The following is an 18,446-nucleotide window of genomic DNA, read 5'->3' on the forward strand; positions in this document are numbered from 1 at the left end:
TTTCGTTGTGGTTTACGATATAAGAAATGTTTTCAGGTGTTGATGTTCGGTTAAAGTAACTTTAACTAGAATACTCTATTCTTAATAAAAATTAGGCTACAAACTATATGAGCAATTTCCTTCCGTTTTCAAAACCGGCAATCGGTGACGAAGAGGTTAAGGCAGTAGAGAAAGTTCTGCGTTCAGGCTGGATCACGACAGGGCCACAGAACCATCAGTTAGAAGAAGACTTTTGCAAACGTTATGGTTGTAAGCATGCAATTGCCCTTACTTCAGCGACCGCAGGTATGCATGTTGTTTTAATGGCATTGGGGATTGGCCCAGGTGATGAGGTGATAACACCTTCACAAACATGGGTATCCACCATCAATATGATTGAGCTATTAGGTGCAACACCAGTGATGATCGATATCGATCGTGATACACTTATGGTGCAACCTGACGCGGTAGAAAAGGCCCTCACTGCGAAAACGAAAGCGATAATTCCTGTGCACTATGCAGGTGCTCCTTGTGATTTAGACGCATTGCGCGCCATAGCACAAAAAGCCGGTGTGGTACTGATTGAAGATGCTGCTCATGCAGTCGGCACTCGTTATAAAGATGAGTGGATTGGTCAGCATGGCACAGCTATCTTTTCTTTCCATGCGATCAAAAATGTCACTTGTGCGGAAGGTGGTTTAGTCGTTACTGATAATGACGAACTGGCACAGCGTGTGCGCACATTGAAATTCCATGGTCTGGGTGTCGACGCCTTTGATAGACAAATGCAAGGCCGAAAACCACAAGCCGAAGTGGTTGAACCTGGTCTAAAATATAATTTGTCAGATATTCATGCTGCGATAGCGGTGGTTCAATTGTCTCGTGTTGAAGAAATGAACCAACGCCGTGCAGAACTCGTGGCGCGTTATCGTGCAGCATTAAAAGATTCTCCACTGCAAATGTTGTCAGTGCCTGAATATGCTCATTTGCACGCTAACCACTTATTTATGGTGCGTGTTGATAAAAGTGTATGTGGTATCGATCGTGATACCTTTATGGAAAAACTAAAAGCGTATGATATTGGCACCGGTTTACATTTCCGTGCCGCACATACGCAAAAATACTACCGTGAGAAGTACCCAGAACTCTCACTGGCAGAGTCAGAGTGGAACACTGCAACGCTTTGTTCGCTGCCTCTTTTCCCTGATATGTCTGACGCAGATGTTGATCGGGTTGTTAAAGCGATAAATGAAATCCTTTTGGAGTCAAAATAGTGTCATTTGTAGATGAATTTGATGAGATTAAAAAAGTCTCTGTCGTGATCCCTGTTTATAATGAAGAGCAAAGTCTTCCTCAGTTGCTCGAGCGCACCATCAAGTCTTGTAAGCAACTCACTCAGGCTTATGAGCTGATTTTAGTTGATGATGGTAGTAGCGATCGCTCGGCAAAAATGTTGACTGAAGCCGCAGAAAATCCGGATAACCATGTTATCGCGATCATTCTGAATCGTAACTATGGGCAGCACTCTGCAATTATGGCTGGTTTTAATCAAGCAGACGGTGATTTAGTGATTACACTGGATGCCGATTTGCAAAACCCTCCAGAAGAGATACCTCGTTTAGTGCAAACTGCGGCTCAAGGTTATGATGTCGTTGGGACACGTCGTGCAAATCGCCAAGATTCGTGGTTCCGTAAAACTGCGTCTAAAATGATTAATGCGATGATCACTAAAGCGACGGGTCGCTCAATGGGTGATTATGGCTGCATGCTACGTGCTTACCGTCGTCATATTATTGATGCTATGCTGCAATGTCATGAACGCAGCACATTTATTCCTATTTTAGCGAATACTTTTGCGCGTAGAACGATTGAAATTGATGTAGCGCATGCTGAACGTGAGTTTGGTGATTCAAAGTACAGCTTTATGAAGCTGATTAATTTAATGTATGACCTGCTGACTTGCTTAACAACTGCACCTCTGCGTTTGTTAAGTGTGGTTGGTAGTATTATTGCAGCAGGTGGTTTCTTGCTAGCAGTGCTGTTAATCGTTTTACGTTTGCTCTTTGGCGCGACATGGGCAGCGGATGGGGTGTTCACACTGTTTGCAATACTCTTTATGTTTATCGGCGCACAGTTTGTCGCTATGGGTCTGCTTGGTGAGTATATCGGTAGGATCTATAATGATGTGCGTGCGAGACCCCGTTATTTTATTCAAAAAGTCGTCGGTGCGGATGCTAAGACTGACAAAAATCAGGAAGAAAACTAATGAAAGCTATTGTTTTTGCCTATCATGATATTGGCTGTGTAGGGCTGAAAGCGCTTAAAAAAGCAGGTTTCGATATTCAGGCGGTATTTACTCACACTGATGATCCTAACGAAAACCACTTTTACTCCTCAGTAGCGCGTGTCAGCGCGGACATGGAACTTCCTGTTTACGCGCCAGAAAACGTCAATCATCCATTGTGGATTGAACGTATTCGCGAATTGAAACCCGATGTTATTTTCTCATTCTACTACCGTGACATGCTGAGTGAAGAGCTGTTAGCGTTGGCACCGAAAGGCGCATTCAACCTACACGGTTCTTTACTGCCAAAATACCGTGGCCGTGCACCAATTAATTGGGCACTGTTAAATGGCGAGCACGAAACCGGTGTGACCCTACATAAAATGGTTGCTAAAGCGGATGCAGGTGACATCGTTGCACAAGAAAAAGTGGCGATCACTGACACTGACACGGCATTGACTCTGCATGCTAAAGTGCGTGAAGCGGCGGAAGTGTTATTAGATAAAACTCTGCCATTAATTGAAGCAGGTAGCTATAAGACGACTGCTCAAGATGAAAGCCAAGCAAGTTACTTTGGTCGTCGTTCTGCTGAAGATGGATTGATTGACTGGAGCCGTTCAGCAACAGAAGTTAGCTGTTTGATCCGTGCTGTGACTGAGCCATACCCAGGTGCGTTTACCTATTTAGGTGCCCGTAAGATGGTGATTTGGCGTGCACGTGTTTTAGATGACAACCAAGGTAAAGCTGCAGGTACAGTACTGTCTAGCGATCCACTGCGCATTGCTTGTGGCAAAGGCGCTATTGAAGTTGTTAGTGGTCAAAGCGAAACTGGCCTATACATGCAAGGTAACCGTCTTGCTAATGAAATGGGGATTGTGACCGACGTTCGCGTTGGTGCGAAACCAACCGCACAAGTTAAACGTCGTACACGTGTGCTGATCCTCGGTGTTAACGGCTTTATCGGTAACCATTTGACCGAGCGCCTGTTAAAAGACGGTAATTACGATATCTATGGTATGGATATTGGTTCGTCTGCGATTGAACGCTTTATTGGTAACCCACGTTTCCACTTTATCGAAGGTGACGTGAGTATTCATACTGAGTGGATTGAATACCACATTAAAAAATGTGATGTTATTCTACCGTTGGTGGCGATTGCAACACCAATCGAATATACCCGTAACCCACTGCGTGTATTCGAATTAGACTTCGAAGAAAACCTGAAAGTGGTTCGTTACTGCGTGAAATACAACAAACGTATCATCTTCCCATCAACATCAGAAGTTTATGGTATGTGTGATGATAAAGAGTTTGATGAAGACGAATCTCGCCTGATTGTTGGTCCAATCAACAAGCAACGTTGGATCTACTCTGTGTCTAAACAGTTGTTAGACCGAGTGATCTGGGCTTACGGCGCGAAAGAAGGTCTGAAATTTACGCTGTTCCGTCCATTTAACTGGATGGGCCCACGTTTGGATAGCCTAAATTCTGCACGTATTGGTAGTTCACGTGCAATCACTCAGTTGATCCTGAACTTAGTTGAAGGTTCACCAATCAAACTGGTTGATGGTGGTGCACAGAAACGTTGTTTTACCGATATTAAAGACGGTATTGAAGCGTTGTTCCGCATTATCGAAAACAAAGACGGCAAATGTGATGGCCAAATCATCAACATTGGTAACCCAACTAACGAAGCAAGTATTCGTGAGTTAGCGGAAATGTTGCTTGAAAGCTTTGAAAATCACCCTCAACGTGGAAAATTCCCTCCATTTGCGGGCTTCCGTGAAATTGAAAGCAGCAGCTACTATGGTCAAGGCTATCAAGATGTTGAGCACCGTAAACCAAGTGTTGAAAACGCACGTCGTTTATTAAACTGGGTTCCGAGCATCGATATGAAAGATACCATCGAAGAAACATTAGATTTCTTCTTACAGGGTGCTGTTGAAGAGCTAGGTAATAAAGACTAATGAAAAAAGTTGGCTTGAGAATTGATGTGGATACCTATCAAGGTACATTGAAAGGCGTTCCACAATTACTCAAAGTGCTTAAACAGCACAACATTCAGGCCAGCTTTTTCTTCAGTGTAGGACCCGATAATATGGGGCGCCATTTATGGCGCCTTTTGCGTCCTAAATTCCTGTGGAAAATGCTGAGATCTAACGCTGCCTCTTTATACGGACTTGATATCCTGCTGGCAGGCACGGCTTGGCCGGGTAAAAAAATAGCCAAAGATTTAGGCTACTTAATGAAGCAAACATTGGATGAAGGCCATGAAGTTGGGTTACATGCATGGGATCACCAAGGTTGGCAAGCAAAGGTTGCTAAATGGAGTGAAACTCAATTGGCTGAGCAAGTGAAGCTCGGTGTTGATGCATTGCAGAAGGCGATAGGGCAGCCAGTCATGTGTTCTGCGGTTGCTGGGTGGCGTGGCGATGAACGTGTATTAGAAGTTAAACAAAAGTTTGGTTTCAGCTACAACAGTGATTGCCGTGGTCAATATCCTTTTAGGCCGATTTTGCGTGATGGTTCAATAGGAACAGTTCAGATCCCTGTTACGTTGCCAACTTATGATGAAGTTGTTGGTACAGTAGTCAGTGATGAAGCCTTTAATGATTTTATCCTACAAGCGATAAAGGATGATCAAGGTGTTCCTGTTTATACTATCCACACTGAGGTTGAGGGTATGTCTAAATCAGAACAATTTTCACAATTATTGGAACGAATTACTCAAGAAGAAATCCAATTCTGTACATTAAGTGATTTATTGCCAGAAGACATCAACACACTCCCCACGGGCAAAGTGGTTAGAGCACCGTTCCCAGGGCGTGAAGGCTGGCTTGGCTGCCAAGAAGAGGGATAGTATAAGCATGTTGAATAACCGAGCGAGCAAAGTAGGAGCCTCACTGCTGGCTCTTTTTTTTATCTTAACTTATTTACTGCCGTTGAATAGCCGTTTACTTTGGCAACCCGATGAAACGCGTTATGCAGAAATTAGCCGTGAAATGTTACAGCGTGGCGATTGGATCGTTCCATACATGTTGGATATTCGCTATTTCGAAAAACCAGTAGCAGGTTATTGGATCAACAATATTAGCCAAATGATTTTTGGTGAAACCAATTTTGCTGTTCGCTTCGGGTCAGTGTTTTGTATTTTGCTGAGTGCGTTACTTATCTATCGCATGGCTAAAATGATGTGGCGTAACAATCATGTTGCTTACGTGGCAAGCTTTATCTATGTTTCCATGTTCCTCGTGTTTGCTGTCGGAACATACAGCGTACTTGACCCTATGTTGTCATTGTGGATTGCAGCAAGTATGTATTGCTGTTTATGGGCAATGAAAGCGCGGGGGATAAAAGAAAAACTTGGGGCATGGCTATGCCTTGGCTTTGCATGTGGTATGGCTTTTATGACTAAAGGTTTTCTTGCTTTAGCCATACCTGTCATTGTGATGATCCCTATTACTATTTATCAAAAGCGCTTCTTGGAGATGATCAAGTATGGACCGCTTGCCATTATCTCCGCCGTATTAATTAGCTTGCCATGGGCATTGGCGATTGCAAGGCAAGAACCTGATTATTGGAACTATTTCTTCTGGGTAGAACATATCAAACGATTCACTGCTGATGATGCTCAACATATTGCGCCGTTTTGGTATTACATCCCGATTATTTTGTTAGGTTGTATACCTTGGGTTGGATTGCTTCCGGGGGCGCTACGTAAAGGCTGGAAAGAGCGTAAATCAAGCCCCGATATGTTTTTCTTATTGTGTTGGTTTGTTGTGCCTGTACTGTTCTTCAGTATTTCACGCGGAAAACTCCCGACTTATATGCTGCCGTTTATGGCGCCATTAGCATTGTTAATGGCGAAATACGGGGTAGATTGTGTACGTAGTGGCAAAATGAAAGCGCTGAAAGCAAATGGTATTATTAATATTGCTATTGGTGTATTAGCGGTAATTGCGATTATTGTTGTTGGTACTGTGGTTAAGCGCCCTCTTTATGAAGCGGATGAGTGGTCTAAGATGGTACTTGGTATCGTCGCTTTCTCTATTTGGGGTATCATTGGCTACCTATGTACCGTGTTAAATGCTAAGTATTGGTTATGGGCTGCTTCTTGCTCGCTTGCTGTCAGTTTATGTATTGGTAGTGCATTGCCAAACAACACTATTAACTCGAAATTACCGCAAAGCTTTATCCATCAAAACCATGATTTGCTAATGAATAGCAAATATTTAATGGCAAGTAATGTAGGGATTGCTGCGGGGCTGGCGTGGGAAACTCAAAACTCCAATATCTATTTATATAATAGTAGTGGTGAGCTGACTTATGGCTTGGAGTACCCAGATAGCCAACATCGTTTAATAAAACCTGATCAATTTGCTGCTTGGTTAGCCAAAGCAAGGCAAGAAGGTCAAGTGACAGTGGTGTTTTTACTTGGGCGTAAAGAAGGGCTACCAGATATTCCTAAGCCTGACCAAGTGATTAGCAACTCACGTATTGCTATTGTGGTGTATCATAAACAATGATTGCACAATTATTATTACTGTTATTGGTCAGTGCATTAACTTGCATTGGCCAAGTCGCACAAAAACAAGCCGTAGTTTGTTGGCAAGGGGATAAGCACAATAAAACAGCATCAGCCATTCGTTGGCTAGTACTGGCTCTATTCATGTTAGGTCTTGGCATGTTGTTTTGGTTAAAACTCTTGGAAACTATGCCATTAAGTATTGCTTATCCTATGCTTAGTATTAACTTTGTTTTAGTCACTTTGATTGGTCAATTTGTTTATTATGAAAAAACTGGGCTGAATCATTGGCTAGGTGTTGCAGCAATTATGATCGGTATCTTTCTGATGAGTATTAGCGGATGAATAAAGGTTATATTTGGGTGATAGGCAGCGCGTTGCTAGTGACGGTTGCTCAATTGAGTTTAAAGGCCGGAGTGGTAGGGCTACCCTCATTCACTTTGGGTTGGCATTGGTTACAACTCGACTGGTTAATGGCAAATATAACGAGCTTAGGTATCGTATTTATTGGGTTAGTTTGTTATGCACTATCTATGCTGTGTTGGTTATTTGCTTTGAAGTCAATTCCACTAAATAAAGCTTACCCACTAATTAGTCTGAGTTATGTATTCGTGTATTTATTGGCGGTTATTTTGCCTTGGTATAATGAATCGGCAACATGGCTAAAAGCTGGTGGAGTCGCGTTTATTATTCTTGGTGTTTGGTTAATTAGTCGACCGACAAAACAGTCAGCCAATAAAGCTGAATGATGTAATTTAATTGCGCGATTATTTATTTTTCATATTTTAACAGCTATGATGAATTCGATGTGCTGATTTTTTATTCACAGGGTACGATATGATAATTAAATGGCGACATATACCTATATTGTTTTCACTCGTGCTAGTGGGGTGCTCTACTTCAGTTAAAAGAACACCGCCACCGCCGTTAAAAACACAATTATCTGATCCCATCATGACAATTGCTCAACTGAAAGATCAGTTAGAACAGTGGTATGGCACACCGTACAATTATGGTGGCATGAGCCAAAGTGGCGTTGATTGCTCAGGTTTTGTTTATCGTACCTTTAATGACCGTTTTGCTATTCAATTGCCACGTACTACCGTTGACCAAACCCATCTAGGCACACGTATTGATAAATCAGATTTGATGCCGGGTGATTTGGTTTTCTTTAAAACAGGTTCAGGTGAAAACGGCCTGCATGTTGGTATTTATGATACTGACAATACCTTTATTCATGCCTCCACCAGTAAAGGAGTGATCCGCTCCTCAATGGATAATGTTTATTGGCGGAAGGTGTTTTGGCAAGCTCGTCGTATATGATTTCCCTCTTATAGCCTCAATTTAATTTTTATTTATGCTATCTTAGTGCCAATTTTTTATTACTAAGGTAGCAGCATGTCTAGCTTACGTTTGCTTATCTCTGAATCGTTTGATCCTTGGTTTAATCTAGCGGTCGAAGAAACCATATTTCGCCAAATGGATCCTAATCAAAGGGTGATGTTTTTATGGCGTAATGCCGATACCGTGGTAATAGGTCGTGCACAGAATCCATGGAAAGAGTGTAATACCCGCCGTATGGAATTAGATAATGTGCGCTTAGCGCGCCGTAGTAGTGGTGGTGGGGCGGTTTTTCAAGATCTCGGCAATACCTGTTTTACCTTTATGGCAGGTAAACCTGAATACGATAAAAGTATCTCAACCAGTATTATTGTAAGTGGGTTAGCGAAAGTCGGCATCCAAGCGGAAGTGTCAGGGCGCAATGATCTCATATTAAACACCAATGATGGACCACGTAAGATATCGGGTTCAGCCTATCGAGAAACAAAAGATAGAGGCTTCCATCATGGTACGTTGCTGATTAACTCTGATTTAAATCGCTTGGCAGATTACCTCAATCCAGATCCTAAAAAGCTACAGGCGAAAGGGATAACATCAGTGCGTTCTCGAGTGGCTAATTTATGTGAACTAGTATCCGATATTAGCCATGAAAAAGTTTGTGAAGGGATCATCGCCAGTTTCTTCGATTATTATGGTGAATCAGTTGAGCCTGAATATATCTCACCTGAAAAGCTCCCTAATTTACCTAACTTTAGTGAGACCTTTGCTAAACAAAGCAGTTGGGAATGGAATTTCGGTCAGGCACCTGCATTTACCCACTACAGTGATACACGTTTCTCATGGGGTGGCATTGAATTCCACTTTGATATTGAAAAAGGGGTAATTAAGCGTTGCCAATTTTTCACCGACAGTTTGGATCCATCGCCATTGGAGTGGTTAAGTGAGCAACTGACAGAAAAAGTTTATCAAACAGACACTATCCGTCAGCTAATAGCACAAATGCACACCATGTGGCCCGACCTAGCAGAACAGCTTGCCGATATCGAAGGCTGGTTGGTTCATGAATTAAGCTAAAACAAACTAAAAAAAGAGCCGGTATCGTGTTACCGGCTCAGACATAGACTTCAACATATTCAATGTAAAGGAATAAAACGTGTTAAGGGGATGACGAATATTTCGATACTCGTTATTCTCCAAGTTGCAGCTAGGCGCTGCAACTTGAATTATTTAGAGTATACAACTCAAATTTGCTTAATTATTACAGCTGCAAGACATAAATTCTTGGCACTCAGGCATCTGGCCATTTTGGCGGAATTTTGCAGGTGTAATGTCAAAATGCTTTTTAAAGATACGTGTAAAGGTGGCTTGTGAGCTAAAGCCATATTGCAGAGCAATATCAAGGATAGGTAAGTTACCGTCACGTAATGATTTTGCAGCTTCTAATAAACGGCGTTTACGGACGTATTCGCCAAGCGTGCAACCTTTCATTTCTTTGAAAACACGCTGTAAATGCCATTTTGAATAACCGCTTTTATCGGCAATTGTGTCGATTTTGATACCTTCGTTACGCTGTAACTGACTCTCCAGCCATTTAACAATATCGTTAACTACACTCTCAGACATATTTACCTCCCACTACTATGGGTTATTGTTCATTAATAACTAATAATAACTAAAGAAATTAGTGTCTATTCTTCCTATTTTTCCGATATATCGATAGGCATAACGTGCTTTTTTTCAGTGAGAATGGTTATTGATACGATAGGGTTGTTCGATGTTGTCATTTTATACATACAATATTGTATGTTATTTTATTTTATAAATCAAGTTGTTAATGTTATTTGATTATCTTCCTGAGCTTGATTTTTATCATTAAAATATCCTGTTCAATTTTTTTGTATGATGTGTTCTAATTTATTAACCAAGTAAAATATTGAAAAATTAATTTGCATTAAGATCAATGAAAAAATCGATGAATGACATTAATAGACAGGAAATACCGAGGTGATAGTAACAATTGTTAATGCTTTATTATCTGTTATTTTAGGTTTTTATGGTTGATAAATTGCATTTAAGTAGTAAATGATCGCAATTAAAATGTTAACTAATTAATAACAATTAACCATGCTAGATTAAATAGCTTATTGATCATTAGCCAGTTACCTATTATTCATGAAAAATGGTTCCTTACAGAATAATTCTGCAAGAAACCAAGATAGGTTTAACGGCGCAAGTAGACGTGTGGTGTTGTTGTTTCAGGGTGTGTAATAATCCCTAAGTCTGCTTTATACCAGCGGGTGAGGTTTTCTTCTGTTAATACATGTTCTGGCGTCCCTGCCGCAACAAGTTTTCCTTGGTGGATCAGATAAATGCGGTCAGCGTACAGTGCCGTAAGATTGAGGTCATGCAGCACACAACACACACCAACTGGCCGCTCGCGGGTTAATTGATGTAGTAGACGTAAGCTATGTTGTTGATGATAGAGATCAAGTGCCGAGGTTGGCTCATCTAAAAATAAACAAGTAGGCTGATGATTTGGTTGCCAGACTTGCGCTAAAACACGGGCTAATTGCACCCGTTGTTGCTCTCCACCAGAGAGCTGACGAAAATCACGTTGGCGTAATTCAAGGCAATCGGTTTGTGCCAACACTTCCTCTATGGCTTGCTGTTTATATTCAGAGCCATATGGGCTGCGGCCCATCGCAACCACATCTTCAACGGTGAAGGCAAATGACAACTGGCTTTGTTGCTTCATGACAGCGCGTTTTTTCGCGAGTGCACGATGTTGCCATTCACGTAAATCTTTGCCTTCTAATAGACATTTCCCTTGCGTGGGGTGTGAATATCCAGTCAGTAGCTTTAATAATGTCGATTTACCTGCGCCATTAGGGCCGATAATAGCGATCATTTCATGCCGTTGTATGGATAGGTTGATATCATCAATTAGCGTTTTATCACCAACTTGGAAGCCTAGATGGCGTGCTTCAAGGAGAATTTTATCACTCATGACTAAACCCTCCCTGCGGGTTGTCGTAATATCAACCATAAAAAGTAAGGCCCGCCAATTAAACCCGTTAATAACCCAACTGGGATCTCTGCGGGGCTGACTGCGGTGCGCGCAATGGTATCGGCAACCAGTAATAACGTTGCGCCTACAATAGCCGATCCGGGGATCAACCAACGATGGTCAGGGCCTAAAGTCATACGGATCAGATGAGGAACAACAAGTCCAACAAAGCCAATCACACCACTCATCGCGACAGCGCAACCAACCAGTAGGGCACTTAAAAAAAGCAAAATAAATTTAGTTCGATCCACATTTAAACCTAAATAATGTGCATCTTCATCGCCAAGCTGTAGTAGGTTGAGTTTTTTACCTTGCCATAAACAGATAAAGCAGGTTGGTAAAATGACGCTGGCTGCGATAGTCAATGAAGTCCAATCTACACTGGCTAGCGTGCCCATCATCCATAGGCTAAAAGTACGCAATTGCTGATCATCACTGATATAACTGAGCACACCAATAAACGACATGCACAATGCATTGATGGCGATACCGGCGAGCAATAAGCGGGCGAGGTTACCATTTGAATAACGATTCAAACTAAAAATAATTAACGAAACAATTAAACTGCCAACAAAGGCGGCGCCAATATGACCATAATTCAGCAAAACACTCGGTAGAGAAACTGAGAGTACGATAAAAGCGGCGACACACAGAGCCGCACCACTACTGATCCCTAATAAACTCGGGTCAGCGAGTGGGTTACGAAATAACCCCTGCATAATTGCCCCTGAGACGGCAAGGGCAAGTCCAACTAAAATGGCTAATAAAATCCGCGGTAAACGGATATTCAGCCAAATCTGCCAGACAGGATCGGTTGTCGGTAGCTGCCACAGTGTTTTAAATGAAACATTCATTGCCCCTGTATTAGATGAAACCATCGCAATGGCGAATAATACCAACAGTAGGGCAACAACAACAAATAATGGGTATTTAATACGATTCATTGCGACTTCTCTAATGCCTCGCGTATTTGCAGCATGACTTCAGGGGTGCCAAGGCTAAAGCCAAGCATTCCCATGTCATCAACAACAATCAATGCTTTATTTTTCGCTGCTGGCGTCATCGCAACCCCAGGTAATTTCCATACGCGTTCTTCACCACCTAAAGATTTAATACCTTCTTTCGTGACAACGATTAAATCGGGTTGGCTGGCGATAACCCCTTCTTGAGATAATGGGCGATAGCTATTAAAACCAGACATAGCATTTTTAGCACCAGTTGCTTTAATCAAGCTATCAGCGGCAGTTTGTTGGCCTGCTGCGAGAGGAAGTACACCACCGTGGCTCATAATGAACAGGACTTTCTTATCGATTGGCGATGTATTAACTTTGGCCAATTGTTGATTAAATTTCTCGGTAAGTTGTTGCCCTTGTTCCGTTTTACCAACAGCATTGGCAATGGTCGTAATTTTTTCAGGGATCGCTTCTAATGAAGGTTTACCAGTGACTTTGATGATCTTAACGCCGCTTTTTTCTATCTGAGACAGAGCAATCGACGGTTTGGCGAGTTCACTGGCGAGGACAATGGTTGGGCGCATTGATAACACACCTTCTGCATTAAGCATACGCATGTAGCCAACATCAGGGAGTTTAACCGCTTCAGCTGGATGAAGGCTGGTACTGTCCCTAGCAACCACTTGGTCACCTGCATTGAGTTCAAAGACGATCTCTGTCACATCTCCCCCCAGCGTCACGACGCGTTCTGCTGACTGGGCGGTGAAACAGATGAAGAGTGCCATTGTAACAAGAAGCCATTGTTTCATTTTATTTACCCTAATGTTGGTCTTTGTTGTTTACAAAAAACCTTCATTCAATCAAATGTGTGTCGAGAGGCTATCCATCTTACTGATTAGATTATCATCCTCTCGAACACCAACTTACATTTTAGAGACCAGCCGTTGATTCAAATAAAAGTTGGTCATTAACGAAAAAGCGACGGTCTCTAACGATTAAATGTGCGGTAGAGCCATTACTTGATTACGCCATTGCTCTTGCTCTGGCGTTCCTTCAGTGCGCTGACCATACATTTGTACAATTTGATTACCTTCTTTATCGAATACTTCAAGACTGGTCACAAAGCCATCTTGTGTTGGTTTACGTGTTACCCAGCACTCAGAAACACCGTTTTCAATCATATGTAAGGTAAAATCTGGATTGAAAATATTCAGCCATTGAATATCAGAACCTTCGGCTTGATATGGCATCAAACGTTTGAGCTGACCGGTGAAAATCTGTACACAACCACGGTTACCAACAAAAATCATAATTTCATTTTGATCGTTGAATGCGGTGTTAACCAATTGATTGAATGAATCAGCAGGAACCTGCCATGCCAAATCATCACTGACTGCACGGAACACTTGCTGGCGGCTCAGATTGTTTTTCTTCAGCAAGATAAAGAATTGGTGAACATCAGTCATGTTGCGCCATTCTTGTTCTAACTGCTGTTTCAACTCATCACTGATAGGCTGCTCAGAAAAGGGTTCTGCTGCTTCAATAACCAATGGTGGATTGTCGTTGGTAGCATATTGTTCAATCAATGCCTGCCATGCTGCCATGTCGGTCTCATCTGTAGTATAGACTTTATGCAGAGCATCACCTTGCTTATCAAAAAACTGGATACTATGGCGTTCGCCATTTTTAGCTTCTTCCGTTAAGGTGAAAATAGAATCCCAATGACCGAAAAACATACGTAAATCCAATGCACGTGGGTTTAAAATTAAACCTGCATGTGAACTGAATTTAGCATTGTCATAGCATCCGACTTGCTCATGAACCACATATTCATTGCGTGTGATAGCTTTGACTTGACCAACGGCAGCTAAAGCTTTTAGCAAGGTAGGGGCATCAATATTGAGTCTTTGGGCTTTGTCATGGCCGACACGGCTATGTAATAGCTCACCTTCAGAAACATTCAGGTAAGCAGCGAGGTCGCGAGCGTATTTCGCTTTGTTTTCTGCTTTAGCTTGTTGATAACGCTCGAATAATGTTGAACTCACAGTGTATCTCCTTATTTGATTAAAATTACCATTGGAAGCTGACAAATAGCTTCGCATTACGTCCATCCTGCGGGACGCCTTGTGAAGAGTAGTATTCTTTGTCGAAAGCATTGCCTAAGACAACGCTAGTACCCAAGCCTTTTAATTGACCATCACCTTGATAACTAACATAGAAATCATGCACTGCATAGCCTGCTTGGCGTGGTTGTTTAGATGCGGCATTAAAATCAGTATGGCGAGTAAATTCACCTAACCAACCAACAGAAAAACCACTATTAGAAATTGGAACCGACAAATTGCTGGTCACAGATTCAGGTTTGATAGACGTTATGGATTTTCCATTGTATTCATTTTTACCTGTGGTTTTGTTATAGGCCAGTTTCCAGTTGAAATAGTCGTTTTTATAATCCAGTGATGCATCAACACCCCAGATTTTTGCTTGTTTAGCGTTAACTGAAGTGGTGTAACTTCTAGTGACTTCTGTGTTGATATAATCTTTAGCTTTAGTATCGAAATAGCTAGTTTTAAATTGCAGATTGTCTCGTGCCATGAATAGGTCATCGAAACGTAAACCAAAACCATATTCAGCAGTTTGGGTTTTTTCTGGTTTTAAGTTTGGATTTGGTTTCCATCGATTGACGTATGGGCCCTGTTGAAAATGGATTTCATCGTTGTACATTTCCATCATGGTCGGCGCGCGGAAAGCTTCCGAATAAGAGGCAAACAGCATTGACCAATCGGTTGGCGTGATGCTGACCGCACCTTTGGACGACCATTTACCTTCTTTAACGTCATCGTTACCTTTTGCCGTTGACTTATAGTGGTCGTAACGGGTGCCAACAATAAACGAAACCGGTAAATCCTTTAACGCGATTTCATCTTGCAAGAAACCAGAAGCAAAGGTGATATCTGCATCAGGGAATTGAGTTGTTGCGGCATAAGGGGTTTGATTTTGTTTATAAGTCTCACCACCATAAGTGAAGTTATGAGCGGCAAAAGGTAACTCATAAAAATGGGTTTTATTATCCAGTTTTAAACCGTAGGTTTTTTGAGTACGTCCTTCATATGGGGTGCCATTGCCTTTAGCCGTGATATTGACATCTGAATAATAGGTTGTCGCTTTAAGGTTTAACCAATTATTAGATTCAGGCGCTAAATAGTAGGTCGCTTGAGCATCACGTTGACGTGTGGTGCGGTTAACTTTTAGGTTTCCTGCACCCGCAGTAAGCTCTTGCGGGTTTTTTGGCTCATAAGCATTGTCATTGTAATAACGTAATTGCCCTGACAGTTTTTGGTCATCATCAAACTGCCATGTGCCTTTAGCAAGTAAGTTGGCGATGGTTTCTTTATTATCCATATCATCACCATTGCTCAAGCGAACATCGCCGGATTGTTTAGTGACAAAACTGAATAAACCATCAAATTGCTCAGTTCGCCCAAAAGAGGTTCCACCAAAGCCAAAACTGTGGTCACCAGTAGCGGCTTGGCTGAACACACGAAAGCCGCTATTTTGACCGTCTTGCAATAAGTCTTTGGCATCGACGGTTTCCCATGCGATCACGCCACCCATTGCACCACTTCCGTATAACAGAGCGGAAGGGCCACGAATGATTTCGACTTGTTTTATCAACCCGGGATCAAGAAATGTGCCATTAACATGACCCGTATCGGTTCCTTGGCGAACGTTATCGACAAGGGTCAAAATCCCTTTTCGATCAAAGCCGCGCATATAAATTTCTTGCCCATTCACTCGACCGGTTCCTGAAACACCGATACCGGGAATTTTGCGCAAAATATCATTTGCGGTACTCGCTGTTTGGGTTTCTGGTGAATTGTTTTTAATCACAGTCACCATCATCGGTGCATCAAAGCTATCTCGTTCGGTTCCTGTTGCATAAACGGTCATTACATCATTTCGATTTGCTGATGTGGTTTGCGTTTCTGCTTGAGCACTGGTAATAACAGAAAGAACGGCGCTTGTTATAACTGATAAACGTAAAACATGAGACATGTAGTTATACTCCATAAGGTGCCACCAATTAGTTTTCAAGTTTAAGTTTTTGCCTAAACCCGCATGTAGGAAAACCAACCGGTGAGTATTATTTATTTTATAATTATTAAATGGTTACCATTGATAACTCACATTGAAATAGAAATTACGACCTTCTTGAGGAACACCCATTGATGAAACATATTGGCGATCAAATGCATTCTTCAATGTCAGCGTCGTACTTAAACCTTTGATAAATTGATCAGCTTGATAGTTAACATAGAAGTCGTGCAGGCTATAACCTGCGTATTGCATGACTTCTCGATGTTGACGATCGAGTCCATGCTGAGTTTTTTTCTTAGAGTCATATTCATAATTGCCTTGAAGCTGGGTTTTGGCAGCAAACTCACCAACCCAGCCAAGGTTGAAACCTGTTGTCGCAATCGGTGCATTAAAGCGAACAGTCAGAGTCTCAGGACGAAGAGAAGAAAGTGAATGACTTGTACCGTCTTCTGTTCCTGTCGTTAGGTTGTGATTGATATTTAAATTAAACCAATGTGTTTTATAACTAATAAAACTGTCGAAGCCATAAATACTGGCTGATGGAATATTGATATAGAAAACTTCTATCGGGAACGGGCCACGAAAGGTATCAAGGTACCTACCAGCAACCGCGATATAATTTTTTGCTTTAGTATTAAAATAGGCAGAGCCAAACTGGAGTGAATCTCCGTTAGTCACTAAATCGTCAAAGCTGAATTTTGTGCCAACCTCAAGCGTTTTATTGCTTTCAGGTTTTAGATCGGGTGAAGGTCTAAAATCTGAGCTAAAGATAAATGCTTTAAAATGATTTGAGTTGTTATATAACTCAGCCATTCGTGGCGCACGATAGCCTTCTGAATAGGATGAATATAGATTTAGCCAATCCGTTGGTGTCACACTAACCGCAAAACGCGATGACCAATTAGTATCTTTATTTGCAGCAACATCTTTGCGTGAAGACTCATAGTGGGTAAAACGAGTACCAGCAGAAAACGTGATAGGCAAATGATGTAATGTCATATCATTATTAATCCAACCTGAAAGGTTAGATAACTGAGCTTGCGGATAGCTATTGGCATGCTCATTCGGTTTTTGTTGCTGTTGATAATATTCGACACCATTTTCGATGTGGTTATTGAACCAACCTTCCACAGGTAACATAAAGTGGTGCACGAACTTTGTACCGTAAGTGTATTGATTACGCTCTTCGCGCTGGTATTGCTTATCCGTTTTTTGTTTTACTAAATCCAATTGCCCTAAAAATAAATCGGTATAGTACAGATCCCAATCAGCTTGCCAGTGGAGCCTATTTTGTGGAGCAAAATGTTGATTAATAGCGATATCACGTTGATGACTATAGCGTTCATGAATTGTGTTTTTAAACCGTTTATTGCCAGTATCAAAAACCGTGGGCTGTTTTAAACCAAGGCTATCATTACGGTATTCACGTAGTTGCAGTGCAATTGTGTAAGCAGGGTGTGCATACCATGTGGTTTTCAATAGCCAATTGTGTATTTTTTCGTGATTATCTTTTGTCGACACACTTGGTGCTGCCAATAAGTATTCTTTGCGTTGGCTATAACTGAATAGAGTATCGAGTGATTTCGTGCGACCGTATAAAGAGCCTCCGGCAAGATAACTATGATCATTGCGATTAATACCACTGAATAAACGACCACCTAAATTTTGGCCGTCTTTTAATAGGTCTGAAGCATCAACAGTTTTCATCGCTACAACACCAGCCAACGCACCACTTCCGTGTGCAACGGATGAGGCGCCTTTATGGACATAGACTTTTTTTATTAATGATGGGTCAATAAAAGTGGCTTCATACAGGCCTGAATTGAAATCTTGAGTGATGTTATCAACCGTGATTTTGACGCCACGAGAGTCGTAGCCACGCATGTGAATTTCTTGACCATAAGTTCCGCCAGTACCTGAAACAAAGATACCTGCTTGGCCTTTGAGTAAATCGAGCGCAGAAGTCGCCGACTGATATTCAGGTGCTTGGGCATCAATTACATCAACTTGCTCTGCAACCGCAATATTTTCTCTTTTAAAAGGGGAGGTTTTGACATGTATAGCATCATCAGCCGTGTCTTTTGCGGATGCAGTAACACTAAATCCAGTGAGTGCTAGTGCAGTGACAAGGGTGGGCATAGCGATTTTTTGCCCATGTAAAGAAATGGCAGATGTTGCAGACATCAGTTTAAACTCCAT

Annotated in this window: 16 protein-coding genes; 9 read left to right on the top strand and 7 right to left on the bottom strand. The window is 41.8% G+C overall.

All coding sequences use genetic code 11. The annotated features are described in order from the left end of the window. Nucleotides 1-107: 107 nt before the first annotated feature. From arnB to lplA, 9 genes are all read left to right on the top strand, one after another. On the top strand, nucleotides 108-1,253 hold the full coding sequence (arnB, locus tag AC3Z9T_RS10955; protein WP_490126160.1) for a UDP-4-amino-4-deoxy-L-arabinose aminotransferase: 1,146 nt from the start codon (nucleotides 108-110) through the stop codon (nucleotides 1,251-1,253). Further along, nucleotides 1,253-2,245, top strand: coding sequence for an undecaprenyl-phosphate 4-deoxy-4-formamido-L-arabinose transferase (gene arnC / locus AC3Z9T_RS10960; protein WP_490126161.1), 993 nt, complete (start codon nucleotides 1,253-1,255; stop codon nucleotides 2,243-2,245). The genes arnB and arnC overlap by 1 nt, the downstream gene beginning before the upstream one ends. Continuing rightward, entirely contained in the window at nucleotides 2,245-4,230 is a 1,986-nt protein-coding gene (arnA, locus tag AC3Z9T_RS10965) for a bifunctional UDP-4-amino-4-deoxy-L-arabinose formyltransferase/UDP-glucuronic acid oxidase ArnA (RefSeq protein WP_490126162.1), read from the top strand. The genes arnC and arnA overlap by 1 nt, the downstream gene beginning before the upstream one ends. Continuing rightward, the gene (arnD, locus tag AC3Z9T_RS10970) at nucleotides 4,230-5,123 is read left to right on the top strand and encodes a 4-deoxy-4-formamido-L-arabinose-phosphoundecaprenol deformylase (RefSeq protein ID WP_490126163.1); all 894 of its coding nucleotides are present in this window, start codon (nucleotides 4,230-4,232) and stop codon (nucleotides 5,121-5,123) included. Before arnA ends, arnD begins: the two co-directional genes overlap by 1 nt. A gap of 7 nt (nucleotides 5,124-5,130) precedes the next feature. Next, nucleotides 5,131-6,789 carry a lipid IV(A) 4-amino-4-deoxy-L-arabinosyltransferase gene (arnT, locus tag AC3Z9T_RS10975; protein WP_490126164.1) on the top strand — a complete coding sequence of 553 codons (1,659 nt, stop codon included), beginning with the start codon at nucleotides 5,131-5,133 and terminating at the stop codon, nucleotides 6,787-6,789. Further along, nucleotides 6,786-7,133 carry a 4-amino-4-deoxy-L-arabinose-phosphoundecaprenol flippase subunit ArnE gene (gene arnE / locus AC3Z9T_RS10980; protein WP_490126165.1) on the top strand — a complete coding sequence of 116 codons (348 nt, stop codon included), beginning with the start codon at nucleotides 6,786-6,788 and terminating at the stop codon, nucleotides 7,131-7,133. Before arnT ends, arnE begins: the two co-directional genes overlap by 4 nt. Then, the gene (gene arnF / locus AC3Z9T_RS10985) at nucleotides 7,130-7,537 is read left to right on the top strand and encodes a 4-amino-4-deoxy-L-arabinose-phosphoundecaprenol flippase subunit ArnF (RefSeq protein ID WP_490126166.1); all 408 of its coding nucleotides are present in this window, start codon (nucleotides 7,130-7,132) and stop codon (nucleotides 7,535-7,537) included. The genes arnE and arnF overlap by 4 nt, the downstream gene beginning before the upstream one ends. An 88-nt stretch (nucleotides 7,538-7,625) precedes the next feature. Then, nucleotides 7,626-8,111, top strand: a complete 486-nt coding sequence (locus AC3Z9T_RS10990; protein WP_490126167.1) for a C40 family peptidase — start codon at nucleotides 7,626-7,628, stop codon at nucleotides 8,109-8,111. Between the two features lie 75 nt (nucleotides 8,112-8,186). Beyond that, nucleotides 8,187-9,203, top strand: a complete 1,017-nt coding sequence (gene lplA / locus AC3Z9T_RS10995) for a lipoate--protein ligase (RefSeq protein WP_490126168.1) — start codon at nucleotides 8,187-8,189, stop codon at nucleotides 9,201-9,203. 177 nt (nucleotides 9,204-9,380) lie between these two features. Here lplA and AC3Z9T_RS11000 read toward each other — a convergent pair whose 3' ends face one another. The 7 genes from AC3Z9T_RS11000 to AC3Z9T_RS11030 all read right to left on the bottom strand — a co-directional run bounded on the left by AC3Z9T_RS11000 (nucleotide 9,381) and on the right by AC3Z9T_RS11030 (nucleotide 18,446). Further along, on the bottom strand, nucleotides 9,381-9,752 hold the full coding sequence (locus tag AC3Z9T_RS11000; protein WP_070929058.1) for a helix-turn-helix domain-containing protein: 372 nt from the start codon (nucleotides 9,750-9,752) through the stop codon (nucleotides 9,381-9,383). 598 nt (nucleotides 9,753-10,350) lie between these two features. Then, entirely contained in the window at nucleotides 10,351-11,136 is a 786-nt protein-coding gene (locus AC3Z9T_RS11005) for a heme ABC transporter ATP-binding protein (protein WP_490126169.1), read from the bottom strand. A 2-nt stretch (nucleotides 11,137-11,138) separates the two neighbouring features. Continuing rightward, entirely contained in the window at nucleotides 11,139-12,140 is a 1,002-nt protein-coding gene (locus tag AC3Z9T_RS11010; RefSeq protein ID WP_490126170.1) for a FecCD family ABC transporter permease, read from the bottom strand. Further along, on the bottom strand, nucleotides 12,137-12,958 hold the full coding sequence (locus tag AC3Z9T_RS11015; RefSeq protein WP_490126171.1) for a heme/hemin ABC transporter substrate-binding protein: 822 nt from the start codon (nucleotides 12,956-12,958) through the stop codon (nucleotides 12,137-12,139). The genes AC3Z9T_RS11010 and AC3Z9T_RS11015 overlap by 4 nt, the downstream gene beginning before the upstream one ends. 186 nt (nucleotides 12,959-13,144) lie before the next feature. After that, nucleotides 13,145-14,194, bottom strand: a complete 1,050-nt coding sequence (locus AC3Z9T_RS11020) for a hemin-degrading factor (protein WP_490126172.1) — start codon at nucleotides 14,192-14,194, stop codon at nucleotides 13,145-13,147. 25 nt (nucleotides 14,195-14,219) lie between these two features. Further along, on the bottom strand, nucleotides 14,220-16,205 hold the full coding sequence (locus tag AC3Z9T_RS11025; protein WP_490126173.1) for a TonB-dependent hemoglobin/transferrin/lactoferrin family receptor: 1,986 nt from the start codon (nucleotides 16,203-16,205) through the stop codon (nucleotides 14,220-14,222). 114 nt (nucleotides 16,206-16,319) lie between these two features. Next, nucleotides 16,320-18,446 carry a TonB-dependent receptor domain-containing protein gene (locus tag AC3Z9T_RS11030; RefSeq protein WP_490126174.1) on the bottom strand — a complete coding sequence of 709 codons (2,127 nt, stop codon included), beginning with the start codon at nucleotides 18,444-18,446 and terminating at the stop codon, nucleotides 16,320-16,322.

The organism is Providencia sp. 6390 (assembly GCF_058148425.1).